Consider the following 22,408-nt stretch of genomic DNA (forward strand, 5'->3'; position numbering starts at 1 on the left):
GGGAAGGACAATGACACGACCATCAATAGCGACAGGATCACCCCGCATGCCCCGCCCTGAAGTGCACAAGCTCATGGAGCGCATGGCGATCCCCGCCATCGCCGCGCCGATGTTCCTGGTGTCCAATCCGGCGCTGACGCTCGCGTGCTGCAGCGAAGGCATCATGGGCAGCTTCCCGGCGCACGGCACGCGCAGCCGCGAGGAGTTCCAGGCCTGGCTCGACGAGATGCAGGACGGCATGAAGAGGCTCGAGGATGCCGGCAGCAAACCGGCGCCATGGGCTGTGAACCTGGTCGTGCATGCTTCGAATCCGCGCTATCCCGGCGACCTCGAGCTGGTCGAGAAGTACAAGGTGCCGGTGGTGCTGACCTCCAAGGGGGCGCCCGGCGACGCCATCAAGCGCATCCATGGCTGGGGCGCCGTGGCCCTGCACGACATCGCCAATCGCCGCCACGCCGAGAAGGCGCTTGAGGCCGGCGTCGACGGCGTGATCGCGGTGGCAGGCGGCGCCGGCGGCCATACCGGCACCATCAACCCGTTCGCCTTGATGAACGAGGTGCGCCAGCTCGGCGAGGATTTCGCCGTGGTCCTGGCGGGCGGGCAGACCACCGGGCGTGACGTTCTCGCCGCGGAGGCGATGGGCGCCGACCTCGCCTATATCGGCACGCGCTTCATCGCCACCCGCGAGGCGATGGCGGCGGCGGCCCACAAGGACATGATCCTGAAGACACGCGCCACCGATGTCTTCCTCACCGCCTCGATCGACGGCGCGCCGGCCAACTGGCTGACCCCCAGCCTGCTCGCCGCCGGCATCGACCTCGACGTGCTGCGCACCACGTTGCCCGGCAAGATCGTCGCTGCCGGAGAAAGCAAGAAGCGCTGGAAGGACATCTTCACGGCCGGCCACGGCGTCGGGAACATCGACGACATCCCGGCTGCGGCCGAGCTGTGCCGGCGATTGGTGGCGCAGTACCGAGCGGCCAAGAAAGACTTGGTGCGGTTGACGGCGTGAGGTGCGGGACGGGAGAACGACATGACGCGATTCACGAAGAGGCCTGACCGCATGGACAAAGTGACCGGCGATGCCGACTCACTCGAAGCGTGGCAATTGGCCGACATCGAAGCAGGGTTGCGCGAAGCCAAGCGCGGCGAGTTCGCGAGCGATGCCGAAGTGGCTGCGACGATCGCCAAACTCACGAAGTGAACGCGCCGCCTGAAGAAGAGGCGACCTTCGACAATATCCTCATCCTGAGGAGCCGCGCCCAGCGCGGCGTCTCGAAGGACGGGCCCCGGGGACGGTGTTTGTTGCCCATGCTTCGAGACGCTCACTGCGCTCGCTCCTCAGCATGAGGTGATTTGGTTGCCAGCAGCGGGCCCCAGACTTATGGATCACCTCCGTCAAGTCAGTTGCCCGTTTTCGCCTCGCGCGATGACTCCGGTGGCGCTCGCACGGGGGCTGCTCTAGGCTTCGCCGCCCGGGTGGAGGAGCGAAGCGTGAAGACAAAGGCGGCGGTCTGTTACGAGGCCGGCAAGACTCTCGAGATCGAGACGGTCGATCTCGAAGGGCCGAAGTTCGGCGAGGTGCTGGTCGAGATCAAGGCATCGGGCGTGTGCCATACCGACGAGTTCACGCGCTCGGGCGGCGATCCCGAAGGCCTCTTTCCGGTGATCTTCGGCCATGAGGGCGCCGGTATCGTGGTCGACGTCGGGCCGGGCATCGTGTCGCTCAAGAAGGGCGACCACGTGATCCCGCTCTACACCCCGGAATGCCGCGCCTGCAAAAGCTGCCTCAGCGGCAAGACCAACCTCTGCACGTCGATCCGCTCGACCCAGGGCCAGGGCGTCATGCCCGACGGCACGTCGCGCTTCTCGATCGGCGGCCGCAAGATCCATCACTACATGGGCTGCTCGACCTTCTCGAACCACACGGTGCTGCCCGAGATCGCGCTGGCCAAGATCCGGCCCGACGCGCCGTTCGACAAGGTCTGCTACATCGGCTGCGGCGTCACCACCGGTATCGGCGCGGTGATCAACACCGCCAAGGTCGAGCCCGGCGCCAACGTCGTGGTGTTCGGCCTGGGCGGCATCGGCCTCAACGTCGTGCAGGGCGCGCGCATGGTCGGCGCCAACATGATCGTCGGCGTCGATCTCAACCCGGCGCGCGAAGCGCTCGGCCGCAAGTTCGGCATGACCCACTTCGTCAATCCCGAGACGCTGGGCGGCAAGGACCTCGTGGCGCACCTGGTCGAGCTGACCGACGGCGGCGCCGACTACAGCTTCGAATGCGTCGGCAACACCAAGCTGATGCGCCAGGCGCTGGAATGCTGCCATCGTGGCTGGGGCAAGTCGGTGATCATCGGCGTCGCCGGCGCCGGCCAGGAGATTTCCACCCGTCCCTTCCAGCTCGTCACCGGCCGGCAGTGGATGGGCACCGCGTTCGGCGGCGCCAAGGGACGGCGCGACGTGCCGAAGATCGTCGACTGGTACATGGACGGCAAGATCGACATCGATTCGCTGATCACCCACACCATGCCGGTCGATCGATCCGCAGTGTCGTGACCTTCTAGGAGCCCCAACAGCCTTCACCAGGAGCCGCCCCCCCATGACCGTGCGCCGCATCGGAAACGCCACCATCGAGAAGGTCGAGGAGCTGTGCGCCGCGGGCTTCCGGCCCAACCGCATGTTCCCGCGCTTCGACCAGCAGGCCTTCGATGCGCAGAAGCACTGGATGGTGCCGGTGCATGTCGAGCCGGGCTCCGACCGGCTGGTCGGCTCGGTCCATACCTGGGTGGTCAAGACCGGCCGGCACACGATCCTGATCGATACCTGCCTCGGCAACGACAAGCAGCGCCACAACGCCGCCTGGAACAACCTCTCGCTGCCGTTCCTCGACCGGCTGCGCGCCTGCGGCTGCCCGCCCGAGTCGGTCGACTTCGTGATGTGCACGCATCTGCATGTCGATCACGTCGGCTGGAACACCAGGCTCGAGAACGGCCGCTGGGTGCCGACCTTCCCGAACGCGCGCTACCTGTTCGCCAAACGCGAGTACGCGCATTGGGAAAGCGAGCGCGCCCGGCAGGGTGAGGGCAAGGTGAACGACGGCTCGTTCGACGATTCGGTGCTGCCGGTCGTCGAGGCCGGCAAGGCGGTGATGATCGACAGCGACCACCAGCCCGACCCGATGCTGACCATCCGCGACTATCCCGGCCACACGCCGGGCTCGATCGCCATCAACCTCGAGAACGGCGGCAAGCGCGCCTGCTTCTCGGGCGACATCATGCATCATCCGATCCAGGTCTATCATCCCGACTGGTCGAGCCAGTTCTGCTCCGACCAGGAGATGTCGGCGCGCTCGCGCCGCAAGCTCCTGGAGGATTGCGTCGAGAGCAACGTCCTGCTCTGCCCGGCGCACTTCCCCGGCGAGAACGCGGGCTACATCAAGCCAGAGGGCAATTCGTTCCGAATCGAATGGGACAAGCAATGAAGCTCGAGCCGTTCCTCGAGGGCCAGGGCTTCGGCGAGGGACCGCGCTGGCACGACGGCAGGCTCTGGCATTCCGATTTTTGCGTCGTGGCCAACAGCGGCAGCGGGCCTGCGGTGGCCGACAAGCGCGACGGTCGCGTCGAGACCATTCGGGTAGATGTGCCAGGGGCGGGCTGGCCTTAAAGGGGAGTACGATGAAAGGACCGGAGGATGATGCCGGCTTGTCCGGCAAGGTAGCGATCGTTTCCGGCGGCGGCGCGGCCGGCGACGGCATCGGCAATGGGCGCGCGGCAGCGATCCTGCTGGCGCGCGCCGGCACCAAGGTGGTGGTGGCCGATCTCGACCAGAAGCTCGCCGAGCGCACGGTTGACATGATCAAGGCCGAGGGCGGCACCGCCGTGTGTCATGCCGGCGACATGACCAAGGAAGCGGAGTGCAAGCGGCTGGTCGATGCCGCGGTCGATCGCTGGGGCCGGCTCGACTTCCTCGACAACAATATCGGCATCGGCAGCCGCGGCAGCGTCGTCGACGAGAAGCCCGAGGAGTATCGCCGCGTCATGCAGGTCAACGTCGAGACGATGTTCCTGCTGAGCAAGCATGCCATCCCGGCGATGATCAAGACAGCCAAGGGCGGCGCCATCGTCAACATCTCGTCGATCTCGGCCTTGCGGCCGCGCGGCCTCACCACCTACTCGACGTCGAAGGCGGCGGTGATCGGCCTCACCCAGGCGATGGCGGTCGATCACGGCAAGGACCGCATCCGCGTCAATTGCATCTGCCCCGGCCCGGTCTACACGCCCATGGTCTATGCCCGCGGCAACGGCATGAGCGAGGCAGCCCGCGCCACCCGCGCCAAGGCCTCGGTGCTGAAGATCGAAGGCACCGGCTGGGACATCGGCCACGGCGTGCGCTTCCTGCTGTCCAACCACGCCCGCTACATCACCGGCCAGGTGCTGGTGATCGACGGCGGCGTCACGCTCCAGGGTCCGGAGCGCGATTCGGAGAGTCACTAGGACGTTGAATTGCCGTCGATATCGTCCAGCACGCCGATCAGGTCGACCGTGCCATCCGAGCCAGGAGGAGCGAGCCTTGCATCAATGTAGTTCGTCACCTGGTGGCCGTCGAACAGGCCTAGCAGGTTGCCGAAGCTGATCGCGCCGGGCTGGAATCTCCACTCCGAGAAATCGATGAGCACCTTGATGTCGTGCGTGTTCAGCAGGCCGTTATTGTCGGCGTCGATCCACAACGCCCGGTCATCGAGCTGGTAGACCGCCTGAGTCCGCGCTGCGCCCCCGCCCGCCAGCAGCGCCAGCGCATTGTAATACTCCGCTGCGTCGCCGAGGAACACGGGTACGTCGCCCATCACCAGCGCTGCCGGATTGATCAGCAGCGTGTCGATGCTGGGGTGGAAGTTTGTGATGTGCACAAGGGTCGCGTCCGGACCATGCGGTGCGTTGCCAAGCGATTCAGCCCGGTCATTGATCAGGAACACGGTCCCGACATTGCCAGTCGCACCGCCGGCCGCGCCGGTCTCGGTGTCTCCGCCGAGACCTCCCCAGATGAAGTTCGAGCCGAATCCCGGACCGGTGCCCTTGGCCACGATCGTGTCCGCCGCCAATCCGCCGACCAGCGTGTTGGTCGTGCCGACGCCGCCGGTGATCGACAGCGAGTGCGTGCCCCCGGCGTTGTACACCGCTGTCGGACCCTCTACCGCGCGAAGGTCGACGCCGATCACGCCCGTGGTGACCGCCGGATCGTGCACGAGCCACACCGTCTCGCCGACGCCAACGCCGCCAGACTTGCCGACGACCGTCACATCGTCGTAGCTACCGACAATCCTGGTCGTGGCGTCGTCGGCCGTCACGTTCAAGGCATTGATTACAACCGGTCGAACAATTATGACATCGCCATTGATCGGCGCGTTTATCAACCCCGATTCGAACCACACTTGGTAGCCGGAGGATATCGCGCTGATCGCGATCTCAACCGTCACCACTGTCGCAGGATCGTGCGTCACGTACGCCACCGCGGCGCGGGCATCTCCAATGTTGTCGATCTGATTCCAGGCCACGTTGTCGTCGACGAAGCTCTGCGCGTAGGCGACCGCAATGTGCGTCTTGTTCTGGATGGTCGTGATGTCCGCCCCCTGCGCACCCGAGATGACGTCCAGCACCATCTGCCCGGGTGGCGTGCCCTGCGCCGTAAGTTGATCCACCCAATAGGCCAGGCCTCCCGCATCCGGAGTCCGGTTGAAGAGGTCGCGGTAGATCGCCGCAATGAAGGCTTGCGGATCGCCGAGCGATGGCGCCGCCAGGTAGCTGTACAAAGACGTCGCTTCGGGCTGCACGGCAAACGAATTGGCGATCGCCAGCAGGGACATGCCGTCGTTGAAGCGATCCACCCAGTAATCCAATCCGGCCGGATCGGCCGCGCGACCGAAGTACCCGACGTAGAGCTGACCGATCAGCTCGGCCGGCGTCGCGATCGGAAAAGCCATAGCTCGACCACTCCTCATCATCCTCCGGACGCTCCGGTCCGGGCGGTCTTCAGGACTCCCTGGAACCCTCGTCGGGGGGCGCGCGACATCGCGCTGGAACGTGTCATCGATGTGGCGCCCGCTCGTATCAGGATGTCGCACGGGCGCATCGCCACACTACACTTTTCGCGCGAGTATACAAGTTGCTTTATGTCATGACGATCGCCATTCTTTCGAGCCGTCAATTGCTTGAAGGAAAACAAGAATATCGTTCTGCGGAGACTGAACCGCGAGCACCCGATGGCTCGGACGCAACAAATGCTACGATGCCGGTCGAATACAACCCGCGCCGGTCGGCGCGAAGCAGCCCTTGAACGAAGCCCGGAGGAAGAATGGCCCGTCTACCGTATCTCGAGCCCGACCAGGTCGCGCCCGAGTATCGCGACATGCTCAAGCGCAACACCAACCTGCACAAGCTGCTGGTCAACTCGCCCGACATGGCGAAGGCCTTCAACGGCATCGGCAATTTCATCCGCTTCAAGAGCAAGCTCGATCCGCGCCTGCGCGAGCTCGCCATCCTGCAGGTCGGCTGGATGGAGCGCTCCGAGTACGAGTTCACCCATCACGTCAAGATCGGCAGGGAGTTCGGCGTCACCGATGCCGACATCGAAGGCCTGATGGCCGAGACCGAGGGCAAGCCCAGCGCGCTCGAGCCGCTCGCCAAGGCGATCCTCAAGGGCGCCCGCGAGATGGTGCGCGACATCGGCATGTCCGACGCGACCTTCGCCGAGATCAAGCAGCACCTCAGCAACGAGCACATGACCGACCTGGTGCTGACCATCGCCTTCTACTGCGCCGTGGTGCGCGTGCTGGCGACCATGAAGATCGACAACGAGCCCTACTACAAGGAAGTGCTCCAACAGTATCCGATTCCGGGAGTGAGCTGACATGCGCCTGAAAGATCGCGTCGCCATCGTCGTTGGCGCCGGCCAAAGCCCCGGCGAGGGCGTCGGCAACGGCCGCGCCACCGCACTGACCTTCGCCCGCGAGGGCGCCAAGGTGCTGTGCGTCGATCACAACCTCAAAAGCGCCGAGGAGACGGTGGCGCTGATCGGCCAGAACCAGGGCACCGCCGTCGCGTTCCGCGCCGACGCCACCAAGGACGCCGACCTCAAGGCGATGGTCGCCGACGCGCATGCCCGCTGGGGCCGCATCGACATCCTGCACAACAATGTCGGCGTCTCGATCTCGGGCGGTGATGCCGAGCTGCTGGAGATCACCGAGGAGGCCTACGACCGCTGCATGGCGATCAACCTCAAGAGCGTGATCCTCGCCTGCAAGCACGTGATCCCGATCATGCGCGAGCAGAAGAGCGGCGCCATCGTCAACATCTCCTCGATGGCCGCCATCACGACCTATCCCTACGTCGCCTACAAGGCGAGCAAGACGGCGATGATCGCCTTCACCGAGCAGCTCGCCTACCAGAACGCCAAGTACGGCATCCGCGCCAACGTCATCCTGCCCGGCCTGATGAACACGCCGATGGCGGTCGACACGCGGGCCCGCGAGTTCAAGAAGACACGCGCCCAGGTCGAGGCCGAGCGCGACGCCAAGGTGCCGCTGCGCGGCAAGATGGGCACCGGCTGGGACGTCGCCAACGCCGCCCTGTTCCTGGCGTCCGACGAGGCGAACTTCATCACCGGCGTCACCCTGCCGGTCGATGGCGGCGCCAGCGTCCAGACCGGCTGAGACCGTGACCACGGTCATCCATGACGCGGCGATCGTCACCGTCGACGATCGCGACAGCGTGCACTACGGCAGCGCGATCGCCATCGAGGGCGATCGCATCGCCGCCATCGGGCCGAGCGCGGAGCTGCTGGCCCGCTACCCGGCCGCCGAGCGCGTCGACGGCACCGGCAAGATGGTCATGCCGGGCTTCGCCAACGTCCACACGCACTTCACCATGACCCTGGCGCGTGGCGTGTTCGAGGACCTCTCGCCGCCGCACAAGCCGCCCTTCTCGGGCGGCCTGTCGCCAATCCCGCTGCCGGCCATGACGCCGGATGAGCGGCGCACCATGGCGCTCCTGGGCGCGCTCGAAGCGCTGCGCAGCGGCACCACCCTGGCGCTCGAGGATTCCAACAACGTCGACGACTATGCCGGCGCGCTGGCCGACACCGGCATGCGCTTCCTGCTGGGCGAGCGGGCCTTCGATCGAATCGGCACCGAGATCGGCGATCCGGCGCCCTACCAGCTCGACCGCGCGCTGGGCCAGCGCCATCTCCGGATCATCGAGGACACCTTCAACAAGTGGAACGGCAAGGCGGACGGACGGCTGCGCATCGCCGTCTCGGCGTGGGCGCCCGACATGTGCTCGCCCGAGCTGCTCGAGGACCTGCGCGCGCTGCAGCAGAAGCTCGGCACCTGGGCCACCATCCATCTCAACCAGATCTGGGGCGAGGTCGCGGCCGTCAAGGCGCATCGCAACCGCCTGCCGACCGAGTACCTGGCCGATCTCGGCTTCCTCAACGACCGGCTCATATGCGCCCATTGCCGCTGCATGGAACCGGGCGAGGAGACGATCCTGGGCAAGGCCGGCGTCACGGTCTCCTTCAATGCCGCCATCGCCGCCCGGCGCGGCTTGAGCCCGCGCATCGCCGATCTCGAGTCCTACGGCTGCACCATCGCCATGGGCAGCGACAACATGGCCGAGGACATGGTCGAGGTGCTGCGCACCGGCCTGTTCATGGAGCGCATCCGGCGCGCGGACGGCCGCAACCCGACGCCCGAGCACGCGCTCCGCTGGGCGACCCGCAACGGCTATCGCGCGCTCGGCATCCCCGACGGCGGCTGGCTGGCGCCGGGCAACAAGGCCGACCTGATCATGGTCGACCTGGTGCGCCCGCACATGGTGCCGGTGCTGCGCGTCGTCTCCACCTTCGTCCATCAGGGCCAGGCGCGCGACGTCGAGGCGGTGATGGTCGACGGCAAGTGGCTGATGCGCGACGGGGTGGTTCTGACGATGGACGAGCCCGCGATCCTGGCCGAGGCCCAGAAGGTGGCGAACAGGACCTGGTCGCAACAGTTCCGCGCGCGGATGGGCTTGAAGGTGCCGGCGGGCTTCTCGCCCGACGCGCTGCCGTGATTCATTCCCCTCCCTAGCGAAGCTGGGGAGGTGCCCCGTCATACGGGGCGGAGGGGTCATGAGTCCTGAACCGCGAGCGCCTGCCCTCAGCGAAGTAGAGGGTCCCGCTCGTTGGTGTGGACGGCCCCCCGACGGCATCGATGTGCCAAGGTGAGGTCGTTGAAATCTCACACCAGGGGAGCCGTCCATGGCAAAGATAGCACGGATAGGGGTCGATACATCGAAGAGCGTTTTCCAGGTGCACGGTGTCGACGAGGCCGAGCGGGTGGTGTTGCGGCGCAAGGTGCGGCGGGCGCAATTTCTGGCGTTTTTCGCCACGCTCGAGCCGACGGTGGTTGGCCTGGAGGCGTGCGGGGCGAGCTACCATTGGGCGCGTGAACTGCGCAAGCTCGGCCATGAGGTTGTGTTGATCCCGCCGCAATACGTGAAAGCCTATGTTGCGCGCGGCAAGAATGATGCGAAGGATGCCGAGGCGATCTGCGAGGCGATGAGCCGGCCGCGGGTGCGCAAGCGCTTCGTGGCGGTCAAGAGCGAGGAGCAGTCGGCCGCCCAGATGTTGCTCGGCATACGCGAGAGTGTGATGAAGCGGCGCACCCAGCTGAGCAATACGATCCGCAGCCACGCGGCGGAGTTCGGCCTTGTCGTCCCCAAGGGGCTCGACAAGATCGAGGGGCTGCTGGGCCAGCTTGCCGAGGACCGCAGTGTTCCGGACCTTGCCAAGGAGATGTTCGACGTTCTCGGCCAGGAGTTCGCCGAGCTCGCGCCCAGGCTGGCGACGATCGAGCGTCGGCTCAAGGCATGGCATCGTGCCGACGAACTCAGCCGGCGCCTGGTCGAGGTGCCGACGATCGGGCCGATCGGGGCGTGCCGGCTGGCGATCAGGACCACCGACCCCAAGGCCTTCGCCAGTGGCCGAATGTTCGCCGCCTGGATCGGCCTGACGCCCAAGGACCACTCGACCGCCGGAAAGCAGAAGCTGGGGGGCATCACCCGCGCCGGCGACGAAAGCCTGCGCGCCATCCTTGTCGCAGGAGCCACCTCTTACATCGAGCATGTCATGAAGGGCCGCATCCAGCCCTCGCCGTGGTTGGCAGACCTGTTGCGGCGCAAGCCGCGCAAGCTGGTCGCCGTGGCGCTGGCCAACAAGACCGCCCGCATCGCCTGGAGGCTCATGGTCAGCGGCCAACGCTATGACCCAAACCACGTCCCGGCCAAGCGCCCCGCCACCCTAACCAGAGGTGAGCCCATCGCAATCGCCGCATAGAAATCGTGACTGTGGACATCACATCACGCTGACGGCCGAGGCTTGCTCGAACAACGAGGAGATGGACTGATCAGGTGATAAGAGTTCCCTGGGACACTCCGTCGGACCGCGCGGCATTCGATGCCGCTCGCTCGTTAGGAACTCAGGGACGCGGAAACCATCTTGGCAGCGATCTTCATCGCGACAACAGACCGGACATACGACCGCAATCGCCTCGACCGTTCCTCTATCCAAGCAGTTCGTGCCGCTAGCCGGCCAGCCATCGTCCACGGCACCACACCTGACGCGATGATGCGCTCGATGACCAGTCTCGTCGGGCGCCCACGCGCGCTTCATCCTCGGGGCCCACAGGGACCCGCGCGCCGCTCCGCCAGCCACTTAACGGGCGCTTGCGCGGCGCGCGCCTCCTGTGGGCCCCCGAGGATGAAGCGCTACGCCCGTCGCGAGGCGGGCAGTCTTCAACTTTGACTGGCTGCTCGCCGCAGACCACTCCCCAACTCTCTTTTGACGCCGCTGGCGTCAAAAAACTCTTGTAATCAAGGGGCCGTCCACATACGCGGTCCGGAAGAGCATGACTCCTCAGTTGCCGGGTCACCCGCCCGCGAAAGAAAGGTCCCTCGCTGCGCTCGGGATGACACCAATACTGTCATCCCGAGCCTAGCGAGGGACCTTTCCTTGCGTGTTGCTTTGCGATCGAACTGCCTGTTGCCCTTGCTTCGAGACGCTCGCTACGCTCCCGTCTCGGCATGAGGTGATACGGGGGCGCGATCGACGTCCCTGCCGTGCCCGGGAGCCCGTGATGCCCGAACCAGGTCCGCTCAGCTTCCATGTCCCGGCACCGGCGGTGCGGCCGGGCGGGACGCCCGATTTCAGCGACGTGCCGATCTCGCGGGCCGGCGAGGTGCGGCGGCCGCCGGTTGACTGCGCGCCGGCCGACATCCGCGATCTCGCCTTCTCGATCATCCGTGTGCTCGATCGCGAGAGCAAGGCGGTCGGTCCGTGGGCCGGGCTGCTGAGCGATGCCGAGCTGCTCGAGGGCCTGCGCCACATGATGACCTTGCGCGCCTTCGATGCGCGCATGCAGATGGCGCAGCGACAGGGCAAGACCTCGTTCTATATGCAGCATCTCGGTGAGGAGGCGGTGAGCTGCGCCTTCCGCAAGGCGCTCGAGCCGGGCGACATGAACTTCCCGACCTATCGCCAGGCCGGGCTGCTGATCGCCGGCGGCTATCCGATGCGCGACATGATGAACCAGATCTATTCCAACGAGCTCGATCCGCTGAAGGGCCGGCAGCTGCCGGTGATGTATTCGTCGAAGGAGCACGGCTTCTTCTCGATCTCGGGCAACCTCGCCACCCAGTACATCCAGGCGGTCGGCTGGGCGATGGCCTCGGCGATGAAGCGCGACACCAGGATCGCCGCCGGCTGGATCGGCGACGGCTCGACGGCCGAGTCCGACTTCCATGCCGCGCTGGTCTTCGCCTCGACCTACAAGGCGCCGGTGGTGCTGAACATCGTCAACAACCAGTGGGCGATCTCGACCTTCCAAGGCATCGCGCGCGGCGGCTCGGGCACCTTCGCCGCGCGCGGGCTGGGCTTCGGCATCCCCGCCCTGCGCGTCGACGGCAACGACTATCCCGCGGTCCATGCCGTCGCCAGGTGGGCGGTCGAGCGCGCTCGCCGCAATCTCGGGCCGACCCTGGTCGAGTACGTCACCTACCGCGTCGGCGCCCATTCGACCTCGGACGACCCTTCGGCCTATCGGCCCAAGACCGAGTCCGACGCCTGGCCGCTCGGCGATCCGGTGCTGCGGCTGAAAAACCATCTCATCCAGCGCAGCGCCTGGTCGGAGGACCGGCACAAGCAGGCCGAGGCCGAGATACTGTCCGAGGTCATCGCGATCCAGAAGGAGGCCGAGGCCCACGGCACCCTGCACACCGGCCCGCACCCCTCGGCACGCGACATGTTCGAAGGCGTGTTCGAAGAGATGCCGCCTCACCTGCGCCGCCAGCGCCAGCAGGGGGGAGTGTAGGCGATGCCGCGCAAGACCATGGTCGAGGCGATCCGCGACGCCATGGACGTCTGCATGTCGCGTGACGACAACGTCGTCGTGTTCGGCGAGGATGTCGGCTATTTCGGCGGCGTGTTTCGCTGCACCCAAGGCTTGCAGCAGAAGTACGGCTCGAGCCGCTGCTTCGATGCGCCGATCAGCGAATCGGGCATCGTGGGCGCCGCCGTCGGCATGGCGGCCTACGGCCTGCGCCCCTGCGTCGAGATCCAGTTCGCCGATTACATGTATCCGGCCTACGACCAGATCGTCTCGGAGGCGGCGCGCCTGCGCTACCGCTCGAACGGCGGCTTCACCGCGCCCATGGTGGTACGCATGCCGACCGGCGGCGGCATCTTCGGCGGCCAGACCCACAGCCAGAGCCCGGAGGCGCTGTTCACCCATGTCGCCGGCCTCAAGACCGTCGTGCCGTCCAACCCGTACGACGCCAAGGGCCTGCTGATCGCCGCCATCGAGGACAACGACCCGGTGATCTTTCTCGAGCCCAAGCGGCTCTACAACGGCCCGTTCGACGGCCATCACGACCGCCCGGTGACACCGTGGGCGCGCCATCCGCAAGGCGAGGTGCCGGACGGGCATTACACCGTGCCGCTCGGCAAGGCGGCGATCCGGCGCGAGGGCTCCGTCGTGACGGTGCTGGCGTACGGCACCATGGTGTTCGTCGCCGAGGCCGCCGCGCAGGAAACCGGCATCGACGCCGAGATCATCGACCTGCGCACGCTGGTGCCCTACGACCTCGACCTGATCGCCGCCTCGGTGAAGAAGACCGGCCGCTGCGTCGTCGTGCACGAGGCGACGCTGACCTCGGGCTTCGGCGCCGAGCTCAGCGCGCTGGTGCAGGAGAACTGCTTCTATCACCTCGAAGCCCCTGTCGTGCGCGTCGCCGGCTGGGACACGCCCTATCCGCACGCCCAGGAATGGGACTACTTCCCCGGCCCGGCGCGAATCGGCCGCGCGCTGAAGTCCGTGATGGAGGCTTGAGATGGGCATCCGCATCATCAAGCTGCCCGATGTCGGCGAAGGCGTCGCCGAGGCCGAGCTGGTCGAATGGCATGTCGAGGTCGGCCAGTCGGTGCTGGAGGACCAGGTTCTCGCTGCCGTCATGACCGACAAGGCGACCGTCGAGATCCCCTCGCCGGTTGCCGGCACCGTGGTGGCCCTGGGCGCCGAGGTGGGCGGCGTGCTGGCCGTCGGCGCCGAGCTCGTGCGCCTCCAGGTCGCGGGCGAAGGCGACCAGGAGGTGAAGGCGGCTCCCCGCGAAGCGCTCGCCTCCGCGCCCGTCGCGCCGACGCCCTTGCCGACGCCCGCGCCGACCCAGCCGATCATCGCCGAAACGGCGCCACCCGCGCCGCGCCCGGTGGCCTCGGGCTCGCTGGGCCCGCCGCGACCGCCCGGCGAGAAGCCGCTCGCCTCGCCAGCCGTGCGCCGGCGCGCGCGCGACGCCGGCGTGGATTTGCGCCAGGTCCGCGGCAGCGGGCCGACCGGCCGCATCCTGCACGACGATCTCGACGCCTTCCTGAAGAGCGGTCCGGCGACCGCAGCACCGGCCGGCCGTACGCCCAACCAGCACGTCGAGACGGTCAAGGTGATCGGCCTGCGCCGACGCATCGCGCAGAAGATGGCGGACTCCAAGCGGCGGGTCGCCCACTTCTCCTATGTCGAGGAGGTCGACGTCACCGCGCTCGAGGAGCTGCGCGCCGCCTTGAACGCCGAGAAGAAACAGGACCGGCCGCGCCTCACCCTGATGCCGTTCCTGATGCAGGCAGTGGTCAAGGGCGTCGCCGACTTTCCCGAGATGAACGCGCTCTACGACGACGAAGCCGAAACCATCGAGCGGCACGGCGGCGTCCATATCGGCATCGCGACCCAGACCGATAACGGCCTGCTGGTGCCGGTGGTGCGGCATTGCGAGGCGCTCGGCTTGTGGGACTTCGCCCGCGAGATAGCGCGCCTGGCCGAGGCGGCACGCGAAGGACGGGCGACACGCGCCGAGCTCACCGGCTCGACCATCACCATCACCAGCCTCGGCCCTCTGGGCGGCATCGTCACCACGCCGGTGGTCAATCGCCCGGAAGTGGCGATCATCGGCATCAACAAGCAGGTCGTGCGGCCGGTCTGGCAGGGTGGCCAGTTCGTGCCGCGCACCATGATGAACCTGTCGTCGTCGTTCGATCACCGCGTGATCGACGGCTACAACGCGGCGCGCTTCGTGCAGCGGCTCAAGGCCCTGCTCGAGGAGCCGGCCACCCTGTTCATTGAGGCGTGAGATGGCCGACATTACTGCCAAGGTGCTGATCGTTGGCGGCGGACCGGGCGGCTACGTCGCCGCCATCCGGGCCGGCCAGCTCGGCCTCGACGTCGTTCTCGTCGAGCAGGACGGACGCGAGGGTGGGCTGGGTGGCACCTGCCTCAACGTCGGCTGCATCCCGTCGAAGGCGATCATCCATGCTGCCGAGGCCTTTCACCAGGCCGTCGAGCAGGCGACCAAAGCGCCGTTCGGACTCAAGGTCGAGCGGCCGACCATCGACTTCGTCCGCACCGTCGAGTGGAAGGACGGCATCGTCGGCCGCCTGACCGGCGGCGTCGGCGCGCTGCTGAAGCGCCATCACGTCAAGATCGTGCAGGGCCGCGCCGAGATGACCGACGGCAAGAGCTGCCGCGTCGAGACCGATACCGGGCCTCAGGTGATCCGGGCCGAGCATGTCGTGCTGGCGACCGGCTCGGTCGCCGCCGCACTGCCGTCCCTGCCGTTCGGCGGCAAGGTGATCTCGTCGACCGAGGCGCTGTCGCTCGACGCCATCCCCGAGCGGCTGGCCGTGGTCGGCGCGGGCTATATCGGCCTCGAGCTCGGCATCGCTTTCGCCAAGCTCGGCTCGAAAGTGACCGTGGTCGAGGCCCTCGACCGCATCCTGCCCGCCTACGACGCCGAGTTGGTCCGCCCCGTGGCCCGCCGGATGCGTGCGCTCGGCATGGAGGTGCTGACGCAGGCCAAGGCTGCCGGCCTGTCGGACGACGGCAGTGCCCTCGCGGTCGACCAGGATGGGATCGGCCGGCGCACCATCGCGATGGACCGCGTGCTGGTCGCCACCGGCCGGCGCGCCCGGCTCTCGGGCTTCGGGCTCGAGCGGCTCGACCTCACGCTCGATCGCGGCGCCGTGCAGATCGACGAGCGCTGCGCGACCTCGATGCGCAACGTCTGGGCGGTCGGCGATCTCACCGGCGAGCCGATGCTCGCCCATCGCGCCATGGCGCAGGGCGTCGTCGTCGCCGAGCAGATCGCCGGGCACCGGCGCGTGTTCGATGCGGCCGCGATCCCGGCCGTGTGCTTCACCGATCCGGAGATCGTCACGGTCGGGCTTTCGCCCGACGACGCGCGGCGCGCCGGCCGCGAGATCCTGACCGCGCAATTCCCCTTCCAGGCCAATGGCCGCGCCCTCACCCTGGCCAACGACGACGGCTTCGTGCGCGTGACCGCGCGCGCCGACAATCATCTCGTGCTGGGAATCGCGGCGGTCGGTCCCGGTGTCTCCGAGCTCGCCTCATCGTTCGGCCTCGCCCTCGAGATGGGTGCGCGGCTGGAGGACATCGGCGGCACCATCCACGCCCATCCGACCCTGGGCGAGGCGTTCCACGAAGCCAGCCTGCGCGCGCTGGGCGAGGCGTTGCATATCTGAGTCATCCTCCTCCCCAGCGAAGCTGTGGAGGAGGATGAAAGGCCATAGCCTGTATCAGGCATGGAAGTCGTCGGCCACGAGCTCGCTCGGGTCGGCGCCTGGATCGGCAATGATCCGCGCCGCCTGCGACTCGATGGTCCTCTCGAACAGCGTGCGCGCCGCCCGGGCATTGCCGAACGTCCTTGGATCACCGCCGTACAATGCGGAGATCGCCGTCCTGGCACGCTGCTCCGCCAGTGGCCCCAAGCGATAGCCTCCGCGTGCGCATAGATGCCGGAAGATCCGGTAAAGGTCTTCCGGCTCGTAGTCGGCGAACTCGATGTATCGCGTGAAGCGCGACCTCAGCCCCGGGTTCGTCTCGACGAACTGGTGCATCTCCTCGCCGTAACCGGCAACGATGACCGCAAGCTGATCGCGCCTGTCCTCCATCTCCTTCAAGAGGGTATCGAGGGCTTCCTTGCCGAAATCAGACCCCGACGCCTCCTGCCGGGCCAATGCATACGCCTCGTCGATGAACAGCACACCGCCCAGGGCCGCCTTGACCTTCTCTTGGACCTTCAGCGCGGTGTGGCCGATATAGCCGGCAACGAGATCGGCGCGTTGCACCTCCACGACATGACCCTTCTCGAGCAAGCCCAAAGCCGAGAAGATGCGGCCGACCAGGCGTGCGACGGTGGTCTTGCCGGTCCCCGGGTTGCCCGTGAACACCATATGCAACGATACGGGTTGGACCGAAAGGCCACGTTCCCGCCGCAGCATCTGCACCCGGGCGAGATTCGTGAGATTGCGCACCTCGTCCTTCACCGTCGCGAGCCCGATCAACTCATCCAGCTCGCGCAAGGCGCCCTCGAGATCGTCCCCGATGCCGCGATCGAGCTCGGGAAAATCCTGCGCCACAATGGACTGCAGGTCGGCGTGCGGCTGCGAATCCAATCGCATCGCCTGCCGCTCCTTCACCCTCTCGAACAGCGAGCGCACATCCCGCCCGTTGCCGAAACTGGATCCCCGTCGTCGGTGCATGCGCTCGAACGCGACGGCGGCGTGCTCCGCTGCACCGTCGACCAGGCGATACTGCTCGTCCTTGCAAAGCTTGTGGAATATCTCGACGAGCTCGGCCGGTCCGTAATCCTCGAACTCGACATGCCGGGCGAACCGCGACTTGAGCCCTGGGTTTGCCTCGAGAAAGCGCCGCATCTCGTTGGTATAGCCGGCGACGATGACCACGAGCTGATCGCGCTTGTCCTCCATTTCCTTGAGCAGCGTCTCGATGGCTTCGGCCCCGAAGTCCGAGCCCTGATTGCCGTCCCGCGAGAGCGCGTACGCCTCGTCGATGAACAGCACGCCACCCAGCGCATTCTTGACTTGCTCCTGGACCTTCAGGGCGGTTCCGCCGATCGTTCCGGCGACCAGATCGGAACGCTGAACCTCGACGACGTGCCCCTTCCCCAGCAAGCCGAGGCCGGCCAGGATCCGCCCCACCAGGCGTGCGACCGTCGTCTTGCCGGTGCCCGGATTGCCCGTGAAGACCATGTGCATGGCGACCGCCTGCACGGGCAGGTTCTGCGAGCGTCGCCGCACCTGCGCACGCGCGAGGGCGGCGAGCTTGCGAATCTCGTTCTTGACCGCCTCCAGGCCGACCAGCTCGTCGAGCGACGTCAGATCTGCAGACGCGCTTGCTCCCTGGACGTGCTCCGGAACAGTCGGAGGTTTGGGCGGTGCCGGTTGAACCGGCACGCTGATTGCCTCGAGCCCAGCCGCCCCCGGGCCGGCAATCCCGCCCGCCTGGTCGAAGATGCACCCGGTGATCGTCGGGGTCGTCCCCTCCTCCAGATAGATCGGCGCGTGCTGCGGCCCGCAGCGCGCGAACTCCACGCCCGAGACCGTCCCCGCCGCACGCTCCCGAAACCAGAGTCCAGGCCCGGCCGTATCGCGAATGCGCAGCCTGGAAATGACGGGGCTCGTCTCGGCATCGGTCACCTCTATGGCGGCCTCGCTGCAGCCCCACAGCTCTCCGCCCTCGATCCGCGGCCGGGCGCGCTGGCGTATCCAGATTCCATTGCTCGGGGTATCGTGGATGCGACATCTCGAGATGGACGGGGTGGCTTCCTCGGTGACGACGACAGCAGGGAATCTCTCGGCGCAGCCGGAGATCTCCACCTCGGACAACGAGCCGCCAGCCTGACCGGTGAAAAACACGCCGTTACGGGCGGTATCGCGAATGCGCACCCTGGAGATGCTGGGGCTCGTGCCGGCGTCGGTCACCTCTATGGCCGCGTCGCTGCAACCCCACAGCTCTCCGCCTTCCAGGCGCGGCTTGGCGCGCTCGCGCACCCAGACTCCATTGCTGAGGGTGTCGTGGATGCGACAGTTCGATATGGACGGAGTCGCTTCCCCGGCGACGACGATGGCAGGGAATGTCTCGCCGCAGCCGGAAATCTCGACCTCCGACAACGAGCCGCCAGCCTGACCGGTGAAGAAGACGCCATTGCGCACTGTGTCGCGAATGCGCACCCTCGAGATCATGGGGTTCGTCCCGGCGCCGCTCACCTCGATGGCCGACAGGCTGCAGCCCCACATCTCTCCACGCTCGATCCTCGGCTGCGCTCCCTGTCGTATCGCGAGGCCATTGGCAGGCGTATCGTGAATGCGGCAATCGAGGATCGCCGGCGTTGCATGATCCTCGACGAGGATCGCTGGAAAGCCGTCGCCGCATCCCGAGACCTCGACGCCCGACAGCGTTCCGCCGGCCCGCCCGGCAAAGGAGATGCCGCCCATCGCCGTATCGCGGATCCGGAGCCTGGCGATCTCGGGCTTGGTCTCGGGGTCCTTCACCTCTATCGCGACATTGCCGCATCCGAACAGCTCCCCGCCTTCGATGCGCGGCCGGGCGCCGTCACGAATCCAGATACCGTTGCTCGGCGTGTCATGGACACGACAGTTCAGAATGGCCGGCGCCGACCGCTCGTCAACCAGGATCGACGGGTAGAGGTCACCGCACCCCGAGATCTCGACGTCCAGCATCGTGCCGCTCGCCTGATTCTTGAACCATATGCCGTTTTGGCCGGTGTCGCGAATGCGCAGCCTGGAGATGTCCGGCCGCGTCTCGGGATCTTTCACCTCGATCGCGGAGCTGCCACATCCGAACAGCTCGCCACCCTCAATGCGAGGTCGAGCGCCGTCCCGGATCCAGATCGCATGGCTCGGGGTGTCGTGCACGCGGCAGTCGAGGATCGCCGGGGTCGACCGCTCATCCACCAGGATCGCGGGGTAGGCGCCGCCACACCCCGAGATCTCGGCGTCAGAGATCCGACCCTGGGCCTGATTCCTGAACCACAGGCCGTTCTGGCTGGTGTCACGGATGCGCAGCGTCGAGATGGTCGGACTGGTCGCGGGATCCCTGATCTCCACGGCGGCGCTGCCGCATGCCCGCACCTCGCCATCTTCGATGCGCGGTTGTCCTCCGTCACATATCAGGATGCCGATGCCCGGCGTGTCGTGAACGCGGCAGTTCACGATAGACGGCGCCGCCTGCTTGTCGACCGTCAGTGCGGCGTAGCTCTCACCGCAACGCGAGAGATCGACCGAGGAAAGAGTGCCGCCCGCATTGTCGGTGAACCAAACGCCGCTGATGCCAGCGTCCCGGATCTGCACCTTTTCGACGACCGGGGCCGTTCCGCCGCCGGCGACCCTTATCGCGACGCCATCGGGATTGACCACCGTCAGATTGGCGATGCGCGGGCTTCCCGCCAAGATGTCCAGCTGACCCTGGAGAACGACCTTCTCGATGCCGACGCCGACGATGCTTACGGACTTCCGGATCTGCAAATTCTCGATGAAGGTGCCGCTCTCGACCTGGATCACGTCTCCGTCGCTGGCCTGATCCAGGGCCTTCGCCAGGCTGGGCAATGACTGAGAAAATAGGCCGCCGCGTGACTTGGCTACGACGAATGTCTTCATCTCACACCTGCAAGAGCGTTCGTCGACGCAGGAAGCAACAAGGCTAGGCTGCCCTCACGCGGCGCGTTCGACCTCCACCAGGTTGGTGTTGTAGGTCGTGGCGCCGCACGGCGCGGCACGGTCCTGGGAGAGCACGTTGGCGCATCCTTTGGTGTCGGTCCCGGTGACGTCGGGCGTGAACCAGGCGCCTTCCTTGATCGAGACGATGCCAGGCATGATGCGGCGCGTCACCTTGACCGGCAGCACGGTCGAGCCGCGATCGTTGAACACGCGCACCCTGTCGCCGTTGGCGATGCCGCGGGCGGCCGCATCGGCGGGGTTCATCCAGACGTCGTCGGGATCGACCCGCGCAAGCCGCGGCTGGTTGCCGTGGATCGAATGGGTGCGCGCGCGCGACTTGGGGCTGCACAGCATGAGGGGAAAGCGCGCCGCCGGCGTCACCGGGTCGATCCAGGTCGGGATGGCCGGGATATGCCCGAGCCCGTAATAGTCGGGCTTGGCCGCCAGCGCCATCGAGTAGACCTCGATCTTGCCCGACGGCGTGGTGAAGCGATGGCTCTCGGGGTCGCGGATCTGGGCGGCGAACGCCACCGCATCCTGCGGCGGCGCGAAGCGGGCCACACCCTTGTCGGCGAAGGTGTCGAAATCCTCGATGGCCCGGCTGGTGAGCTCGCGCAGCCATTGCATCTCCGACTTGTCGTTGTAATCGTTGATGCCGACGCGCGCCGCCAGGTCGGCGAAGATGTCGAAGTCGTTGCGGCATTCGTACATCGGCGGGATCGCCTGCTTCATGAAGATGGCGTAGTGCCCGGCGCCGGCCCACGGCGTGTGCACGTCGTTGCGCTCCCAGAAGGTGGTGGCCGGCAGCACGATGTCGGCGTGGCGTACCGTCGGCGTCAGAAAGTGATCCTGCCCGACGATCAGCTCGACGCCGTCGAGCGATGCGGCCATCTTGTTGGCGTTGGGGCACTGATTGAACAGATCACCGCCCGCCGAATAGATCATCTTGACGTCACCCGGGTAGCCGCCCGCCTTGCCGCGCGCCAGCAGATCGGCGAGCAGCGGCGTCGCCACCCGGGCGTCGATCGGATTGCTGCCGGCGGGCAGGCCGCCGATGCCGCTGCGGCCGGTCACGCCGTTGCTGACCCCGCTGTTGCCGCCGACGACGCCGATATTGCCGGTGATCGCGGCCAGCGCATAGGCGGCGCGATGGAACTGCTCGCCGAATGCCGTGCGGCCTGGCGCGTAGCCGCACTGCAGCGCCGCAGGCTTGGTGGCGGCGAACTCGATCGCCAGACGCCGTATCGTCTCGGCCGACATGCCGGTGCGCTCGGCCGCCCACTCCGGCGTCTTCGGGATGCCGTCGCCGAGCCCAAGCAGATACGATTTGTACGAGGCGCCGGCCGGCGCCCCGGGCGGCAGGTGCTCGTCGTCGAAGCCCAGCACATGGCGGTCGCAGTAGGCCTGGTCGTGCAGGCCCTCGCTCACGATCACGTAGGCCATGGCAATCAGGGCGGCCGCATCGGTCGACGGCTTGATGAAGATGTGCTCGTCGGCCAGCGCCGTGCTGGTGCGGGTGCGCCGCGGATCGACGCAGACGATGCGCACGCCGCGAGCCTTGGCTTCCTTGAGATACTGCTGGGTGCCGGTGCCGAAGGTGCCGTCGGCGGGGCTCCAGCCCCACATCACGATCAGCTTGGAGTTGACGTAGTCCGTCGGCTCGCGGCCGGCGGTCTTGTAGTCGGCCTTGGCGCCGAAGGTCATGCGGACGGCGAAGACCTCGGCTTCGGCCGACATGTTCGACCACAGGTCGATGCAGCCGCCGAACTTGTAGAAGAAGCGCTTGGACACGGTCGCGCCGTGCAGCATCGACGTGTTGCCTGAGCGCGACGCATCGACGATCGAGGCGTTGCCGTACCGGCGGCGGATGCGCAGCATCTCCCGGGCGACATGATCGAGCGCCTCGTCCCACGAGATGCGCTCGAACTGGCCGGACCCGCGCGGGCCGACCCGGCGCATCGGATGCTGCAGCCGTTCGGGGTGATACAGCCGCTCGATCTGGCCGACGCCACGCGCGCAGGCGTGCAGCGGCGGCATCTCGGGCTGCCAACGCGCGGGGTCGGTCGAGATCTTCACAATCCGGTCGTCCACGACATGGGCATTCACCACGCAGCGGCCACCGCAATTGTGGCCGCACGTGCTGGTGACGACGGTCTCACCGGCGCGGCCGACACGACGCGGCGCCTGATAGATCGTGTGGTCGGGCATATACGCACCTCGTGAGCGACGGCTTGCAGACGAAGAGAAAGGTCCCTCGCTGCGCTCGGGATGACAGGAGTGC

16 protein-coding genes and 1 pseudogene are annotated in these 22,408 nt (G+C 66.9%); 14 read left to right on the plus strand and 3 right to left on the minus strand.

Annotation, left to right across the window (positions count from 1 at the left end; genetic code table 11):
* Positions 1-46 precede the first annotated feature (46 nt).
* The 6 genes and pseudogenes from ACILR9_RS26615 to ACILR9_RS26640 all read left to right on the plus strand — a co-directional run bounded on the left by ACILR9_RS26615 (position 47) and on the right by ACILR9_RS26640 (position 4,496).
* Positions 47-1,012 (plus strand): NAD(P)H-dependent flavin oxidoreductase, encoded by a 966-nt coding sequence (locus ACILR9_RS26615; protein WP_395713000.1) that lies wholly within the window; start codon positions 47-49, stop codon positions 1,010-1,012.
* A 51-nt stretch (positions 1,013-1,063) separates the two neighbouring features.
* On the plus strand, positions 1,064-1,204 hold the full coding sequence (locus ACILR9_RS26620) for a hypothetical protein (RefSeq protein WP_395713001.1): 141 nt from the start codon (positions 1,064-1,066) through the stop codon (positions 1,202-1,204).
* A gap of 290 nt (positions 1,205-1,494) precedes the next feature.
* Positions 1,495-2,541: pseudogene (locus tag ACILR9_RS26625) on the plus strand (S-(hydroxymethyl)glutathione dehydrogenase/class III alcohol dehydrogenase); the annotation flags it as partial.
* A gap of 61 nt (positions 2,542-2,602) precedes the next feature.
* Entirely contained in the window at positions 2,603-3,484 is an 882-nt protein-coding gene (locus ACILR9_RS26630; protein ID WP_395713002.1) for an MBL fold metallo-hydrolase, read from the plus strand.
* Entirely contained in the window at positions 3,481-3,666 is a 186-nt protein-coding gene (locus tag ACILR9_RS26635) for a hypothetical protein (protein ID WP_395713003.1), read from the plus strand. The genes ACILR9_RS26630 and ACILR9_RS26635 overlap by 4 nt, the downstream gene beginning before the upstream one ends.
* A 38-nt stretch (positions 3,667-3,704) precedes the next feature.
* A complete protein-coding gene (locus ACILR9_RS26640) occupies positions 3,705-4,496 on the plus strand; it encodes an SDR family NAD(P)-dependent oxidoreductase (RefSeq protein WP_395713004.1) in 792 nt (263 codons plus the stop codon).
* Here the strand turns inward: ACILR9_RS26640 and ACILR9_RS26645 are convergent.
* Positions 4,493-5,980: a DUF4214 domain-containing protein gene (locus ACILR9_RS26645; RefSeq protein ID WP_395713005.1), complete on the minus strand. Its 1,488-nt coding sequence runs from the start codon at positions 5,978-5,980 to the stop codon at positions 4,493-4,495. The two genes, ACILR9_RS26640 and ACILR9_RS26645, sit on opposite strands and share 4 nt — an antisense overlap.
* A 371-nt stretch (positions 5,981-6,351) precedes the next feature.
* On the opposite strand from ACILR9_RS26645, the gene ACILR9_RS26650 reads away from it, so the two are divergent.
* The 8 genes from ACILR9_RS26650 (at position 6,352) to lpdA (ending at position 16,110) form a co-directional block, all read left to right on the plus strand.
* Complete coding sequence (locus tag ACILR9_RS26650) at positions 6,352-6,906, plus strand: carboxymuconolactone decarboxylase family protein (RefSeq protein ID WP_395713006.1); 555 nt, start codon at positions 6,352-6,354, stop codon at positions 6,904-6,906.
* Between the two features lies 1 nt (position 6,907).
* Positions 6,908-7,708 (plus strand): SDR family NAD(P)-dependent oxidoreductase, encoded by an 801-nt coding sequence (locus ACILR9_RS26655; protein ID WP_395713007.1) that lies wholly within the window; start codon positions 6,908-6,910, stop codon positions 7,706-7,708.
* A gap of 4 nt (positions 7,709-7,712) precedes the next feature.
* Positions 7,713-9,104 (plus strand): amidohydrolase family protein, encoded by a 1,392-nt coding sequence (locus tag ACILR9_RS26660; protein WP_395713008.1) that lies wholly within the window; start codon positions 7,713-7,715, stop codon positions 9,102-9,104.
* A gap of 187 nt (positions 9,105-9,291) precedes the next feature.
* Positions 9,292-10,368: an IS110 family transposase gene (locus ACILR9_RS26665; RefSeq protein ID WP_395713009.1), complete on the plus strand. Its 1,077-nt coding sequence runs from the start codon at positions 9,292-9,294 to the stop codon at positions 10,366-10,368.
* A gap of 799 nt (positions 10,369-11,167) precedes the next feature.
* Positions 11,168-12,400 carry a 3-methyl-2-oxobutanoate dehydrogenase (2-methylpropanoyl-transferring) subunit alpha gene (locus ACILR9_RS26670; protein WP_395713010.1) on the plus strand — a complete coding sequence of 411 codons (1,233 nt, stop codon included), beginning with the start codon at positions 11,168-11,170 and terminating at the stop codon, positions 12,398-12,400.
* A gap of 3 nt (positions 12,401-12,403) precedes the next feature.
* The gene (locus ACILR9_RS26675) at positions 12,404-13,417 is read left to right on the plus strand and encodes an alpha-ketoacid dehydrogenase subunit beta (RefSeq protein ID WP_395713011.1); all 1,014 of its coding nucleotides are present in this window, start codon (positions 12,404-12,406) and stop codon (positions 13,415-13,417) included.
* Position 13,418: 1 nt separating this feature from the next.
* A complete protein-coding gene (locus tag ACILR9_RS26680; RefSeq protein WP_395713012.1) occupies positions 13,419-14,702 on the plus strand; it encodes a dihydrolipoamide acetyltransferase family protein in 1,284 nt (427 codons plus the stop codon).
* A 1-nt stretch (position 14,703) separates the two neighbouring features.
* Positions 14,704-16,110 (plus strand): dihydrolipoyl dehydrogenase, encoded by a 1,407-nt coding sequence (gene lpdA, locus ACILR9_RS26685; protein WP_395713013.1) that lies wholly within the window; start codon positions 14,704-14,706, stop codon positions 16,108-16,110.
* A 54-nt stretch (positions 16,111-16,164) separates the two neighbouring features.
* Here lpdA and ACILR9_RS26690 read toward each other — a convergent pair whose 3' ends face one another.
* Together ACILR9_RS26690 and ACILR9_RS26695 are read right to left on the minus strand one after the other, a co-directional pair.
* Positions 16,165-20,067 carry a right-handed parallel beta-helix repeat-containing protein gene (locus ACILR9_RS26690; RefSeq protein WP_395713014.1) on the minus strand — a complete coding sequence of 1,301 codons (3,903 nt, stop codon included), beginning with the start codon at positions 20,065-20,067 and terminating at the stop codon, positions 16,165-16,167.
* A 54-nt stretch (positions 20,068-20,121) separates the two neighbouring features.
* Positions 20,122-22,335 (minus strand): molybdopterin-dependent oxidoreductase, encoded by a 2,214-nt coding sequence (locus ACILR9_RS26695; protein WP_395713015.1) that lies wholly within the window; start codon positions 22,333-22,335, stop codon positions 20,122-20,124.
* Positions 22,336-22,408: the final 73 nt, after the last annotated feature.

It is taken from the genome of Reyranella sp., assembly GCF_044224635.1.
Lineage (GTDB): Bacteria > Pseudomonadota > Alphaproteobacteria > Reyranellales > Reyranellaceae > Reyranella.